The 14616-nt window shown below is 39.5% G+C and carries 9 protein-coding genes; 6 read left to right on the top strand and 3 right to left on the bottom strand.

Going from position 1 to position 14616, the window contains the following annotated elements; genetic code table 11:
- The first annotated feature begins 82 nt into the window (after positions 1 to 82).
- The 6 genes from dnaE (at position 83) to PHO71_RS19110 (ending at position 8895) form a co-directional block, all read left to right on the top strand.
- Positions 83 to 3889, top strand: a complete 3807-nt coding sequence (gene dnaE / locus PHO71_RS19135; protein WP_300206407.1) for a DNA polymerase III subunit alpha — start codon at positions 83 to 85, stop codon at positions 3887 to 3889.
- A 62-nt stretch (positions 3890 to 3951) separates the two neighbouring features.
- The gene (gene trxA, locus PHO71_RS19130) at positions 3952 to 4266 is read left to right on the top strand and encodes a thioredoxin (protein ID WP_300206405.1); all 315 of its coding nucleotides are present in this window, start codon (positions 3952 to 3954) and stop codon (positions 4264 to 4266) included.
- A 48-nt stretch (positions 4267 to 4314) separates the two neighbouring features.
- Positions 4315 to 4650 (top strand): hypothetical protein, encoded by a 336-nt coding sequence (locus tag PHO71_RS19125; protein WP_300206403.1) that lies wholly within the window; start codon positions 4315 to 4317, stop codon positions 4648 to 4650.
- Between the two features lie 739 nt (positions 4651 to 5389).
- Positions 5390 to 5998, top strand: a complete 609-nt coding sequence (locus PHO71_RS19120) for an HU family DNA-binding protein (RefSeq protein ID WP_300206401.1) — start codon at positions 5390 to 5392, stop codon at positions 5996 to 5998.
- A gap of 127 nt (positions 5999 to 6125) precedes the next feature.
- Positions 6126 to 8204, top strand: coding sequence for a BT4734/BF3469 family protein (locus PHO71_RS19115; RefSeq protein WP_300206399.1), 2079 nt, complete (start codon positions 6126 to 6128; stop codon positions 8202 to 8204).
- Positions 8205 to 8565: 361 nt separating this feature from the next.
- The gene (locus PHO71_RS19110) at positions 8566 to 8895 is read left to right on the top strand and encodes a hypothetical protein (protein WP_300206397.1); all 330 of its coding nucleotides are present in this window, start codon (positions 8566 to 8568) and stop codon (positions 8893 to 8895) included.
- Between the two features lie 284 nt (positions 8896 to 9179).
- Here PHO71_RS19110 and PHO71_RS19105 read toward each other — a convergent pair whose 3' ends face one another.
- From PHO71_RS19105 to PHO71_RS19095, 3 genes are all read right to left on the bottom strand, one after another.
- Complete coding sequence (locus tag PHO71_RS19105) at positions 9180 to 9371, bottom strand: transposase (protein ID WP_300206453.1); 192 nt, start codon at positions 9369 to 9371, stop codon at positions 9180 to 9182.
- 89 nt (positions 9372 to 9460) lie between these two features.
- On the bottom strand, positions 9461 to 10858 hold the full coding sequence (locus PHO71_RS19100; RefSeq protein WP_300206452.1) for a glycoside hydrolase family 30 beta sandwich domain-containing protein: 1398 nt from the start codon (positions 10856 to 10858) through the stop codon (positions 9461 to 9463).
- Positions 10859 to 11252: 394 nt separating this feature from the next.
- Entirely contained in the window at positions 11253 to 14615 is a 3363-nt protein-coding gene (locus PHO71_RS19095) for a reverse transcriptase domain-containing protein (protein WP_300206395.1), read from the bottom strand.
- Position 14616: the final 1 nt, after the last annotated feature.

Raw genomic sequence — 14616 nt, 5'->3', positions numbered from 1 at the left:
TGTTGATAACTTTTTGAGGATTATTTTTGTTTATAACCGCGGACGTACTAATTTTAGGCCTTCAATTTAACTACTTATTATTATGCAGGATTTCGTTCATTTACATGTTCATACCCAGTATTCTCTTTTAGATGGTCAGGCTAGTGTAGCTCGTTTGGTTGATAAAGCCATACAGAATGGAATGAAAGGCATTGCCGTGACCGATCATGGAAATATGTTTGGTATCAAGGAATTTACGAACTATGTTAATAAGAAGAATGGTGGTCCGAAAGGAGAAATCAAGGATCTGAAGAAAAAGATTGCAGGGATTGAAGCAGGCACAGTGGAATGTGAAGACAAAGAGGCGGAGATTGCTGTATGCAAAGCTAAAATTGCAGAGGCGGAGAATAAGATATTCAAACCGATTATTGGTTGTGAAATGTATGTGGCACGCCGTACAATGGATCTAAAAGAGGGGAAGCCTGATCAAAGTGGTTATCACCTGATTGTATTAGCTAAAAATGAGAAGGGTTATCATAACCTTATTAAATTAGTATCACATGCGTGGACGCGCGGGTACTATATGCGGCCACGTACTGACCGGAGTGAGTTGGAAAAGTATCACGAAGGGCTGATTGTATGTTCGGCTTGTCTTGGTGGAGAGATACCAAAGCGGATTACGAATGAACAGTTTGCAGAAGCAGAAGAAGCGATCCAATGGTATAAAAATCTGTTCGGAGATGATTTTTATCTGGAGATGCAGCGTCATCAGGCAACAGTGCCTCGTGCGAATTATGAATGTTATCCATTGCAAGTAAAAGTAAATAAGTACTTGCTGGAGTATTCCAAAAAATTCAATGTCAAACTGATATGTACCAATGACGTCCATTTCGTTGATGAAGAAAATGCTGAAGCACATGATCGACTGATCTGTTTGAGTACTGGCAAGGATTTGGATGATCCCACGCGTATGTTGTATACCAAGCAAGAATGGATGAAAACTCGTGAAGAGATGAATAAACTCTTTGCGGACGTGCCTGAAGCGTTGAGCAACACATTGGAGATCTTGGATAAAGTAGAGATGTATTCTATTGACCATGCTCCCATCATGCCTACTTTTGCCATACCCGAAGATTTCGGAACGGAAGAAGAATACCGGAAGAAATTTACGCAAAAAGACCTGTTTGATGAGTTTACTCAGGATGAACATGGTAAAGTCGTTTTGAACGAAGAGGAAGCAATTGCCAAAATTAAGCGTCTGGGAGGATATGATAAATTATATCGTATTAAACTGGAAGGTGATTATTTGGCTAAACTAGCTTTTGATGGAGCTAAAAAAATATATGGTGAACCTCTGTCGGATGAAGTCAAAGAACGAATGAACTTTGAGTTGTACATCATGAAGACGATGGGTTTCCCTGGATACTTTCTGATTGTGCAAGATTTTATCAATGCTGCCCGTAAGGAACTGGGCGTATCGGTAGGACCGGGACGTGGTTCGGCTGCCGGTTCGGCTGTGGCATACTGTCTGGGAATTACAAAGATCGACCCTATCCAGTACGATTTGCTGTTTGAACGTTTCCTGAATCCGGATCGTATCTCATTGCCCGATATTGATGTTGATTTCGATGATGACGGTCGTGGCGAAGTACTTCGTTGGGTAACCAATAAGTATGGTCAAGAGAAAGTAGCCCATATCATTACCTATGGCACGATGGCAACGAAATTGGCAATCAAAGATGTTGCCCGCGTGCAGAAGTTGCCTCTTTCCGAATCAGATCGTTTGGCAAAGCTTGTCCCTGATAAAATTCCCGATAAGAAATTGAATTTGCGGAATGCTATTGAATATGTTCCCGAATTACAGGCTGCTGAGGCATCTTCCGATCCTTTGGTTCGTAATACGATTAAGTATGCAAAGATGCTTGAAGGGAATGTACGTGGTACGGGCGTTCATGCTTGTGGTACGATTATTTGTCGTGATGATATAACGGACTGGGTGCCTGTAAGTACGGCAGACGATAAGGAAACCGGTGAAAAGATGCTTGTGACTCAATACGAGGGTTCTGTAATTGAAGACACAGGATTGATCAAGATGGACTTCCTCGGTTTGAAGACCCTTTCTATTATAAAGGAGGCAGTCGAAAATATTCGTTTGAGCCGTAGCCTGGAGATTGATATAGACCAGATTGAAATTTCCGATCCTGCTACTTATAAGCTATATAGTGATGGACGTACCATTGGTACTTTCCAGTTTGAATCTGCCGGTATGCAGAAATATTTGCGTGAGTTGCAACCTTCTACTTTTGAAGATCTGATTGCCATGAATGCTCTCTATCGTCCGGGACCGATGGATTATATACCTGACTTTATCGACCGTAAACATGGTCGTAAGCCTATCCAATACGATATTCCGGTCATGGAAAAGTATTTGAAAGATACGTATGGTATTACGGTTTATCAAGAACAGGTGATGCTTTTGTCACGTCTATTGGCTGATTTTACCCGTGGTGAGTCGGATGCACTTCGTAAGGCGATGGGTAAGAAGCTGCGCGACAAACTGGATCATATGAAGCCTAAGTTTATTGAAGGTGGACGTAAGAATGGCCATGACCCTAAAGTGCTTGAGAAGATATGGGCCGACTGGGAGAAGTTTGCTTCTTATGCTTTCAATAAATCCCATGCTACTTGCTATTCGTGGGTGGCTTATCAGACAGCTTATCTGAAAGCGAACTTCCCGCCGGAATATATGGCGGCTGTGATGAGCCGAAGTTTGTCAAACATTACCGATATCACGAAGTTGATGGACGAATGTAAGGCAATGGGTATCCAGACGCTCGGACCGGATGTGAATGAGAGTAATCTGAAATTCACCGTAAACCATGATGGTAATATCCGTTTCGGATTAGGAGCAGTGAAAGGAGTGGGTGAAGCTGCTGTACAAAGTATTATGGAGGAACGTGAAAAGAATGGTCCTTTTATCGGTATCTTTGACTTTGTACAGCGTGTCAATCTGAATGCATGTAACAAGAAAAATATGGAATGCCTCGCGCTTGCCGGAGGTTTTGATAGTTTCCCTGAATTGAAGCGTGAGCAGTATTTTGCTGTTAATTCAAAAGGAGAGGTATTCCTGGAAACATTGATGCGTTACGGTAACCGTTATCAGGCGGACAAATCGGCCGCTGTCAATTCTCTCTTTGGCGGTGAAAATGTGGTTGATGTGGCTACTCCCGAAATACCTCAAGGTGTGGAACGTTGGAGTGATCTCGATCGTTTGAATCGTGAACGTGAACTGGTTGGTATCTATCTTTCTGCTCATCCGTTGGACGAATTCTCTATTGTTCTGGAACACGTTTGTAATACACACGTGGCTGAACTGGATGATAAAGCAGCTTTGGCAGGTCGTGAGATTACTATGGGAGGAATTGTGACAAGTGTACGAAGAGGAGTCAGCAAAAACGGCAATCCGTATGGCATTGCCAAGATTGAAGACTATTCCGGTTTCACTGAATTACCTTTCTGGGGAAATGATTGGGTCACTTATCAGGGATATCTTAATGAAGGGACTTTTTTATATATCAAGGCTCGTTGCCAACCCAAGCAATGGAGACAAGATGAGTTGGAGATAAAGATAACTTCTATGGAACTCTTGCCCGACGTAAAAGAAGAGCTGATACAGAAAATCACCATATTGATACCCCTGTCAGTGTTGAACTCCGAATTAGTAACAGAACTGGCTACATTAACAAAAGATCATCCTGGTAATACGGAACTTTATTTTAAAGTCACCGATGATTCGGATGTTCATCATATGTCGGTTGATTTAATTTCCCGTCCCATCAAGCTTTCGGTGGGTAGAGATTTAATAACGTATTTAAAAGATCGTCCTGAACTCGGATTCCATATAAATTGATTATATTTGTAGCGAAAATCATTTGGAAATCAATTATAATTAACACTTAATATTTAAACAAAATGGCTTTAGAAATTACAGACAGCAATTATAAAGAGCTTATTGCAGAAGGCAAGCCGGTTGTGATAGATTTTTGGGCTCCTTGGTGTGGTCCTTGTAAAATGGTGGGTCCTATTATTGAAGAACTGGCAGCAGAATTTGAAGGACAAGTACTAATCGGCAAATGTGATGTGGACGAAAATAGCGATGTGGCTGCTGAATATGGTATCCGTAATATCCCGACTGTTCTATTCTTTAAGAATGGTGAGATTGTTGATAAACAGGTAGGTGCTGTCGGCAAACCTGTATTTGTTGAAAAAGTAAAAAAGCTCCTTTAAGCGGAGTTTTATTATACTTATATACGTATCACTTAATACCTAAAAATCATGGGAGTGGAAGACGAATTTTTATTTGAAGATGTCGATGACGAAAAGACCATCGAATTCATCAGGAATTATCTGCCTCAAGAACTGAAAGACAAGTTCTCGGACGATGAACTTTACTATTTTCTCGATTTAATTGACGAATACTATTCAGAAAGTGGCATTCTTGATGTTCAGCCGGATGCAGACGGTTACGTTGAGATAGATTTGGATAATATCGTTGAGTATATCGTGAAAGAAGCCAAAAAGGACGAAATGGGCGAATTTGATCCTGAAGAAATCCTCTTTGTGGTTCAGGGGGAAATGGAGTATACTGACTCTTTGGAAGAAGGAAACTAAAAAAGTTTATTCTGTAGATAAAAATTGAATGGAAGGTGTGTCAGATTTGCTGGCACACCTTTTTTATAGTTTTACTAGTAACTTCACAAAGTAGAATCTCGCTTTCTTTCTCTGGGTCACAGAAGTATTCAGGAGATGCGTATCCATTAGTAATGCAAGGGTTTCTGGTAATTGCCATAGTGCAGCATATGCTTTATTCTATTATGCAAATAGAATTATTATAAAGTAATAATGCAAAGATAATAATGTCTTTTCTATATGTAATTAAAATTAGATGAATTGTTTTTTAGGAGAGTAGACTTATACCTTTTTTTGTTTGATCTCTCATTACTCTCATCTTTTGTTAGTAAATATCATTAAATCAATGATATATTTGAATGAGAGATCCTTATGAGAGATCCATTTCTGCTGGAGATCTCTCATACTTTCCGTACACCTGATACAGCGTTCGGATGAGCTGTATGCTGCAAACAAAATATTATATCTTTTCATGAAAAGTATTGTACAATCATTTGTTATTCAGTAATAATTATTGTATCTTTGAAGGTAGATAACATTCGTTTTACTCCAGTGCATAGAACTCAGCACTAGTGTGATGAAAATTGTGCACTAGAGTGCTGTGTTTCGTTTACTAGAGTAAAATGAATATAATATCAGTAAGAAAACGCTTGAATAAAGGCTATATAACGTGATAATATAAGTAACATCATCTATAAACTATCATTAAATTAAAACAAAGGTGGCAATACAATTTGAATTCTATAAGAATCCCAAGCAGGATGAAGAGGGAAGAATGGGCTATCATCCCAGAGTTGTCAATTTTCAGCACGTCACTACGCAAAGGTTAGCTGCCGAGATTCATTCGGCAACTACTTTTGGCAAAGCGGAAGTGGAAGCTATGCTGATGGAACTTAGCCGATGCATGGGGAATCACCTTTGTGAAGGTGAAAGAGTGCATCTGGATGGAATTGGTTATTTTCAAGTGACGTTGCAGGCTGCCGAACCGATACATTCCATCGCTACAAGAGCCGATAAAGTGAGAATCAAAACAGTCAGTTTCCAACCGGACAAAAAACTAAAAAGCACATTTATGCATGCTCATGCGCACCGCTCGAAACTGAAAGTACATTCGCAATCTCTTTCGGAAGAAGAAATAGACAGAAGGCTAACTGAATATTTCGTTACGCGCCCTGTGTTGAGACGCATTGATATGCAATCGCTTTGCGGCTTCACCGAAAGCATGGCTTCCCGACAAATACGGCGATTGAAAGAACTCAAAAAACTGGAGAATATAGGAAGACCTACTCAACCGATCTACATACCGGGAAAAGGATATTATGAGAGATGACATCTGCTGATGGATCTCTCATGGTGGATCTCTCATTGTATATAGACTTGTATTATAACATATTAGATGAAAATAATGAGAGTATGAGAGACTAAATGCGGAAATAACTTCTTTTAAAAGACGAAAAATGAAAATAACACAAATAAGAGACGATGGCAAAGCAAACACCTTGCGTACGTTGAAGATGGAACAGCTCGTAGAGCACATGAAAACGGAAACCAAGGCAAAACTCGTCTCAAACATGAGAGAAATTCTGCCGTTTATACTTCCCGGTGATAAAAACGAATACGTTCAGAAGGTTCCGAAGATACTTCCTGCCGCAGTTTTCACTCGTAAAGACGGAGTGATGATGATGACCGAATATACTGGAATTGTCATGCTTCAGGTAAATAACCTTTCCGGCAGGGTAGAGGCGGACGAGGTAAAAGAGCGGGTAATGGAATTGCCGCAGACGTATCTGGCCTTCATCGGTTCTTCCGGGAAATCGGTTAAGATATGGGTACGTTTTACATATCCGAATGACAAACTGCCCACTACTCGTGAACAAGCGGAACTGTTTCATGCATCTGCCTACCGATTGGCGGTGAAGTTCTATCAACCCCAATTACCTTTCAATATCCAACTGAAAGAACCTTCGCTCGAACAATACTGCCGTTTAACCTTCGATCCGGCACTGTATTTCAATCCGGAAGCAATGCCTATTTATCTCAAGCAGCCCATTGCCTTACCGGGAGAGACTACTTACCGTGAACGGGTACAGACGGAACCTTCGCCTTTGCAACGATTGGCACCGGGATATGATCATTACAAGGCACTTTCTTTACTTTTCGAGGCAGCTTTCGCTCGGGCGTTGGAGGAACAGGGAAAGTCCGGTCCGGATGACGATGTACAATCTTTACTCATTTGTCTTGCCGGACACTGTTTCCATGCCGGAATTCCCTTAGAAGATACAGTGAGGTGGGCACGTGCGCATTCTCGTTTGCCCAATGATGATACGCTGATACGAGAGACAGTAAAGAATATATATGATACAGGTAAAGGATTTGGCAGTAAGAGTAGTCTGTTGCCCGAACAGTTGTTTGTGATGCGGATGGATGAATTTATGAAACGTCGTTACGAGTTCCGTTTCAACCAGCTGACCAATGTGGTGGAGTATCGGGAAAGGAACAGTTTTAATTTCTATTTCCGTCCGATAGATAAAAGGGTGATGGCGAGCATTGCCATGAATGGGCTGTATGAAGGAATCAAACTTTGGGACAAAGATGTGGTTCGTTATCTGAGTTCGGATCATGTTCCGGTTTACCAGCCTGTGGAGGAATATCTTTACGATCTTCCGCATTGGGATGGCAAAGATCATATCCGGGATTTGGCGGAACGAGTTCCTTGTGACAATCCGTATTGGGCACAATTGTTCCGTCGTTGGTTTCTGGGTATGGTAGCCCATTGGCGTGGATTAAATAAAAGATATGCTAATAGTACTTCTCCTTTGCTGATCGGTCCGCAGGCTTACCGTAAATCTACTTTTTGTCGCCTGATACTTCCGCCATGCCTGCAAGCGTATTATACGGATAGCATCGATTTCAGTCGGAAGCGGGATGCCGAACTGTATCTCAATCGCTTTTTGCTGATTAATATGGATGAGTTCGACCAGATAGGAATGAATCAGCAGGCTTTCCTGAAACATATTTTGCAAAAGCCGGTGGTCAATACGCGTCGCCCCAATGCTTCGGCAGTAGAGTCACTGCGACGTTATGCCTCCTTTGTCGGTACGAGCAACCATAAAGATTTGCTGACGGATACCTCCGGTAGTCGCCGTTTCATCGGTGTGGAAGTGACCGGAGTGATTGATGTGGTGCGCCCTATCGATTATGAACAGCTTTATGCGCAAGCGATGGCTGCCCTTCGTAGTAATGAACGGTATTGGTTCGACGAGGAAGAGGAAGCTCTATTGAAGGAGGCTAACCGCGCATTTGAGCAGTCGCCCGCTATTGAACAGTTGTTTCTTGTTTACTTTCGTGCAGCACAAGGCGATGAGGAAGGAGAGTGGTTGCTTGCCGCAGATATTCTCCAACGAATTCAAAAAGAGAGCCGGATGAGGTTCTCGCCCGGAATGGTGGCGCATTTCGGACGTATCTTGCAACGGTTGGGGGTGGAGTCGTATCGGAAAACGCATGGGGTGTATTATCATGTGGTCGGTATTAAGTGAGAATAGAAATAAGATGAATATATTTATTATTTATACCTTATACTAATATAAAAGATTTATAGAACGAACATTTCACTTTATGTTTTGTTTTGTGAAAAAAAATCCGTTTTTGTATACGTTGTATGAAAATAATTTGCATCTTTGTAGTGCTTTACAATTCTGATGACGTGTAGTGATAACGCTGCCGTTTAAGGCCCTACGAGTGTGCGTTGTCGCACTCGTAGATGGGACCTTTAGATAAAAACGGTTCCTATCCCCGCGTGGAACGTTAATGCGTCCACTGATCACTACTCGTTAGGATTGTAAAGCGGCGGGTTAGTAGGGACCGTTCATTTTTTCCCGCTACACAACGTTGCGTTATATGGCTAAAGTTTATACAATTGAAAGTTTTTGCCTCCGTAAAATTTCCGGCAAACCACAATGCTATAAATTATACATTAGCTTGCAGCAAGGCAAACGAGTATTTCAATATCTTGTGCGGTTGAGGGATGAACTTTGTGCAGACGCACTTCGCTCATATATTTCAGTAGAACGAAACGAACAATTGGTTCTGATTGTGCGAGCCATTTTTATAGAACATCATTTAAGTTATCCCATCGTTAAAGTTTCACATAGCTGTGCCTATCTACATAGATTAAAGAAGCAAAGCTATGTGATGAAACGTTTCCTTGGTGCTTATATCGCTATATGAATGAAGATGAATATACATGGGAATCTCGATGATAAGCAGATTCTGCAAACCTAATTCACTGTCACGACAACAAACCGAATTATCTCCCCCCTCTTTCCTGACCGTTGCATTTCTCCTCCCCCAGAGTGCAGCGGTCTTTTTTGATTAAGTGGCTTTCCCAGACACATTAATAATTATCTCAAAGAAGAAAGGGTTCGATTGATCACTAAATAGAAAAGGCGAGACAAATGTCCCACCTTAAATGTTTTCACAACGGAATAATCCTTATTGTGACTTGCTTCAAATTAGTGATGCAAAGATATAAATCCATTGTTTTTCCATTTACAATTATAATAGTAAGCGGTGTTACGTGGGGTGAGATCTGAAGGAAGTATTTGCCATTGACAGACGGTCTTTACCCAATAAAAGATCGCATTAAAAATAGAACGGAGAGAATGTTTACGGTTACGTTCTTTACCATCTAAAAGATTTTCTATAACTTGTCACTGTTTATCCGATAAATCTATTTCAAAGTGGTTAGAAAGACATGATTTATTTTTTAGCTTAGAATACAGTTATAGTTTATTTATTTCGCCCAGCAATAAGAAATAACTGATTTTCCCGGAACATCGTGCGTAAACTGATGATGACCGTCGCTGACGGTGATTGCCTGTGCTTTTTCATTTCTGTTGAGCAATACCAAAGCATAGGTTCCATCCACATTCTCAAAAGCTGAATATATGATGTCTTTCTCGATTTGTCCCAATGCACCGATACGGTAGGCTCCAGGTTTTACTACTGTCGAAAGATGAGCGATGATATAATAATGAGAATTACGGATAATCGTCTTGTAGTCACTGTTATTGATATCTACTGCGCCATAACACGTTTGACATCCTCCTTCACGGTTAGGTCCGCGATCATTATCAAGCATCAAGTTCCATACGATGACACTTTTGCACCAGTTGTTTACAGTGCCCAATGCCACTTCTCTCATATCGTCCATCAAACGCATGGGTAGGTCGCGCCCACTGTTCCACGTACCGATAGAAGTTTCGGTAAACAGAAGTTCCTTATCAGGATGGGCATTATGCACATTCAATAACTCCTTTCGGTCACCACCATAGTTGTGAAAGGCCGATCCTGCAATGTATTGGGAAGCATTTGTATCCTCGTAAATTTTACAAGGATAATCCTTTTGAGATTCTATATTATCGTAATTATAATTATGGTCGAATGTATAAATCCGGGTTGTGAGTCCTGCAGCTTTCATTTGAGGACCTAGTGCCGTCTTAATGAAATCTCTCTGTTCTTCCCATCCCATATAGAGTGAGGCAGAATTTTTACGGTTTAGTGGTTCATTTTGTGGAGTGACGGCATAGATCTCAATCCCTTCAGCATTAAATGCTTGTATCCATTTTACGAAATAGGTGGCATAGTCTTTGTAATAGATCGGATTCAGTTGTCCATCCGTCCATGAATCCAGAGGTACAAGGGTATTCAGACTTTTTACTTTCATCCATTTGGGGCAGGTCCAGGGAGCTGCCATAATCTTGATTGATGGATTGATTGTCAGTATCTCTTTTAAAACAGGAATTATATAGTCGGTTTCTTCGCTCTGCAGAGCGAAATTTTCCATTCCTTTCTGGTCACAGCAGGTATATTCACTCAGTGAGAAGTCGGAACAACCGATAGAAACACGGATATAACTAAATCCGAATCCTTTTTTACTGGAGAATGTCTCTGTAAGGAAGGCGCGACGGTCTTCTGGTTTCATCATTAGCAGATTGTAGCAGGTAGACCCAGTAATGGCTGCTCCGAATCCGTCCATCTCCTGATAACGGACGGCAGGATTTAACACGATGGTTGCAGGAGTTTGATTGTTTTTCTTGTTGAAAGGGATGGATTCACGTGTCAGGTCATGGGTTAGGTTGGCAGTAGTTACATAGAGTGCTACATCCCTTTTTCCTTTTTTCGCATCAATATCATTTTCAAATGTTGCGGAATTCTCGTCATATACTCTTGATAATGAGTTCGGATTCTGATTGCATATAACAGGAAACGTTATATGTTTTTGTAATTCAGATATTTACAATATAGCTTAGGGTGAGGTGCTAACGGATTTGCAACGTGGTATATTCTACTTACTGCTTTTGGTTGCATCGCAGATTTGCTGCTTATAGCGTTCCTTGCTCGTGAGAACAAAGATAAGTAAAATGGATGAATTTACAAGAAATCCACCCATATATTTGATTTACTCGGTTTCTTTTTTATCCTCAATACTCTTGTGTATTGATTTAGCATTGAGCAAAGTGATTATTTCTCTCTAATAACTTGTTCCATTTCAAGGTGTACATTACAAGCTAAACCTTATAATTCTACTGCACTTCCAAATACTCCTGTATATAGTCAAACATATCAGGATCTAACCCCATGTCACCGTGATAGTGTATGTTGAAGTTAATTTTTGTCTTCATAAGCGAGTTGTTTACAGAGAATAGATAGTCGTTCAAAGCGATGAGCTCCGGAATGAGCCATTCATGTTTCTTCATCATCCATTTACAAAGAATTGCGCACGAATCTTGATTGCACTCCACTCTCGGCTTGCTGCCGTTTTTTATTTCTATGCTGATGCAGTCATCTCCCATATTGCATTGGCAACTTTTACAAACATTTTTCTTGGTTGCAGAAGTTAGTTGTTTAACATTCAAATACAGATCAAGATTTATATTTTCAGAAATGGGTTTCTCATCCAACCCCTTTCCCATATCTCTATCTACATTATAAATTGTATTCAACACAATCCTATCTGTTACGAGGTGTGAAATCCAATGAAACTTTGAAGTTAACGATAAGTGCTTCAGATTCTGCCGTAGAAGATGATAATTCACCCTGTCGTTTGCTACATCGAGAAGGTCTGACAAGCGGATAAGTATCATTAGATATTTCAAGCTGACAGTATCGTCTTTTGCCCTTGATTTCAAACCATATACATCATACACATCATAGCCATGACTTTCTGAAACCTTCGCTACGAATGATAGTAATGTCGGTTCAAGGTGACAGAGCAATGTATTAGACCTTTCGCGGATGAACTTTGCACTATCCATAGCATGATGGTCTCTTACCTCTCCCTCAAAGTAGCCATATATCTCATTGAAAATAGACACTAAGAACTTGCCTGCATTCTTCAATCGAGCATTCTTACGATCTTTGGGTTCTATTTTATTAAAAGTTTCCAACTCAGCCTGCATTCTCATCATAAGGTCAGATATGATAGCCATATTCTTACCTTCGGCGGAACTCATCTGACCAAGATCTGGATGAATCACCATACTAATATCATGTAAATAACAAGCTAAAAATAAGATATAGTAATCTATATCTTTTAATACGAAATAGTCTATTCTATTTGTTAACTCTAATGACTTATTAATGAGAGTTACTGCATGTTCCTCATTGTGGAGAGTATATGAATTCAAGAATTTAGAACCGTTATACCACAAACCTTTTGTCAGTCGATGAGTGAGAATCAAAGAATCTACCCATTCAGGCTTGCGAACATGATTGATGAATCTGTTTAACACATCGAGCAATCCCATATCAATTCCCATGCAGTTTGAAATATCTTTCTCTCTAATATGTTCAACGAACTCTCCGAACTGCTCTATATTAAAATCCTTATTTCTTAGGTATGCCAGTATTCGAACTTCAGTATAGCAGAATCTACGGGAATTAGTCTTTGTGAATATCAAAGCATCAGAAGGAGTAACTTCTATGATTTCCGAGAAATAAACATTCAAGATTCGTCTTTGGTATTCTGAAGATGATTTCATCACGAACTTTGTAAAGTCTTTCTCTTCATATCCCTCATTCTTCATCTTATGCATTGATGTATAAGATAATTGTTCTTTCATGAATGCGCGAAATTTCTCCATCTGCATTTCAGAATTAATGCTTTTAAGCCCACTAAAATTCTCTTTAGACCAACGAATGAGTGAGGAATAAGTATTTCGAGATAGTGATTTCATCATCACAGCACAGCTCGCATCTTTAGCAAAAAAAAGATTCTTATATCTTTTTTTATCTTCTTTTCCACCAAGCTTTAATGCAGTTTTCTCGAATTCTTCTATGAGTTTACTTAACTCTTTAGCTTTAGCTTTAGATTCTTTTTGTATAAGCAATCTATATTCAGATTGGAATATATCCTCATTGTTTTGCTTAAACCAATCTGTAAGATTATTTACATCATCCAAGAAACGTTTTCGAAAATCATGAAGTAAAGCTTCATTTGGTCCACCTTCATCTCTGATTTTTAATAACCGATTACGATAAAGGAAAAATTTCTTAAATCTGCGAAGAAGTTTCAATCTTGAAGTTTCCATGCACTTAGATTCAATACCAGCTTCTTCTTTTTCTATTTCGCGAGAAATTACTTCATCAAGAGCTTTTAACTTTCCGAGAGATATTTGATCGTCTATTTCATCCAAATTCCATGAGAGTTCGGAGGACATAGATGTCTCTCTGGTTAGATTCAAAATCGGACCAAATTGATTATCAGTAGTGTCAATAGGCGCAAATACGCTTTTCCCTTCCTCGTGAAACTTAATCTGATACTTCAGTCTTGTGTGAAAATTCAAATATTCCTGCGGAACGAAATCTCCTATATCGCTCTTATCCAATTCTGCCTTGTGACACCATTTAGAAAGGTCTGCATTAAGTACACCTATTCTTTCTTTGAATGATTTTCCATCCAACTCTGCTTGAACATAAATAACCGAATCATCAACATAGAAGTAAGCATCACCTTTGAAGCATTCATCTTTCATAAGTAAATTCTTGACTTCTATCATGCAGAGATTACCAAAGAAGTAAGACTGAGGCAATCCTTGCGGAATACCACAATTCATGTACAGATTGCCAGCTGCTGTTTCAAAATCTTTTGGATAGTAGCAGTCTTTCCACGGTTCAATGTTGTCTTCCTCTAATTTAAAGAACAGTAATTTTGAGACGGCTTTTTTTAAGGTATCTAAGTCATCCTTATAACTTAGGGAAAGCTTCTCTATGATATAGCTATATAGCAATTTTAATGGGATGGATGGAAAAAAGTTTTTGATATCCAAAGACACCTCTGTTAAATAATTATGATTGTTCTGATATGATCGGCAATGGTCAATCACATTTTCTGTGTATTCTTTATACTTTGTTTGCCACTTATGGAATAGGAACTGCACATCTGTGCTTGGTATGTTCCCATAAAAATTGTGAGGTACAAGCTTCGATAAGTCTGACAATTTTCTCTTGCCTTCTTCGTAGTTGTCCTCATACATCAAGATGTTCAGAATGCTAACCATACAGATTAGATCAGTTAGTCTAGCTGTATGTAGTGGACGAAATTTTAACTTCTCGTCGTCATAATTCTTTAGCTTGAAATATACTTTAGCCTCAAATAGGTTGTTGTTGTGCGAAAAAATCCATTGAAGTTTCTGTTGGCAAACTTTTATTACCTTTTCTATCAACTCAACATTATGTTTATCTGCGAGTGCGTAGTATAATTCCAAATCATTTTGGGCTATTACGTCAATTACTTCGCCAAATTCATTGCAGAGTTCAACCCGTTTTTCAGTATCTAGCAAACCCTTTTCAAAGACGTACGACTCCATACAGAATATTGAATTGAAAACATTCTGGCTATTAAGAATTTTCTTATACAATTTAGATTTAGTCATTTCTTGCATCATA

Source organism: Bacteroides sp., from assembly GCF_028690125.1.
GTDB lineage: Bacteria > Bacteroidota > Bacteroidia > Bacteroidales > Bacteroidaceae > Bacteroides.
The sequence above is the reverse complement of the archived record's forward strand: the minus strand, read 5'-3'. Positions and strand labels throughout refer to the sequence as shown.

Excerpts from the sequence above, each read along its gene's own strand:
- PHO71_RS19115 (WP_300206399.1), top strand. The coding sequence starts at position 6,126 with ATGAAAATAACACAAATAAGAGACGATGGCAAAGCAAACACCTTGCGT.
- PHO71_RS19095 (WP_300206395.1), bottom strand. The coding sequence starts at position 14,615 with ATGATGCAAGAAATGACTAAATCTAAATTGTATAAGAAAATTCTTAAT.
- trxA (WP_300206405.1), top strand. The coding sequence starts at position 3,952 with ATGGCTTTAGAAATTACAGACAGCAATTATAAAGAGCTTATTGCAGAA.
- PHO71_RS19125 (WP_300206403.1), top strand. The coding sequence starts at position 4,315 with ATGGGAGTGGAAGACGAATTTTTATTTGAAGATGTCGATGACGAAAAG.
- dnaE (WP_300206407.1), top strand. The coding sequence starts at position 83 with ATGCAGGATTTCGTTCATTTACATGTTCATACCCAGTATTCTCTTTTA.
- PHO71_RS19110 (WP_300206397.1), top strand. The coding sequence starts at position 8,566 with ATGGCTAAAGTTTATACAATTGAAAGTTTTTGCCTCCGTAAAATTTCC.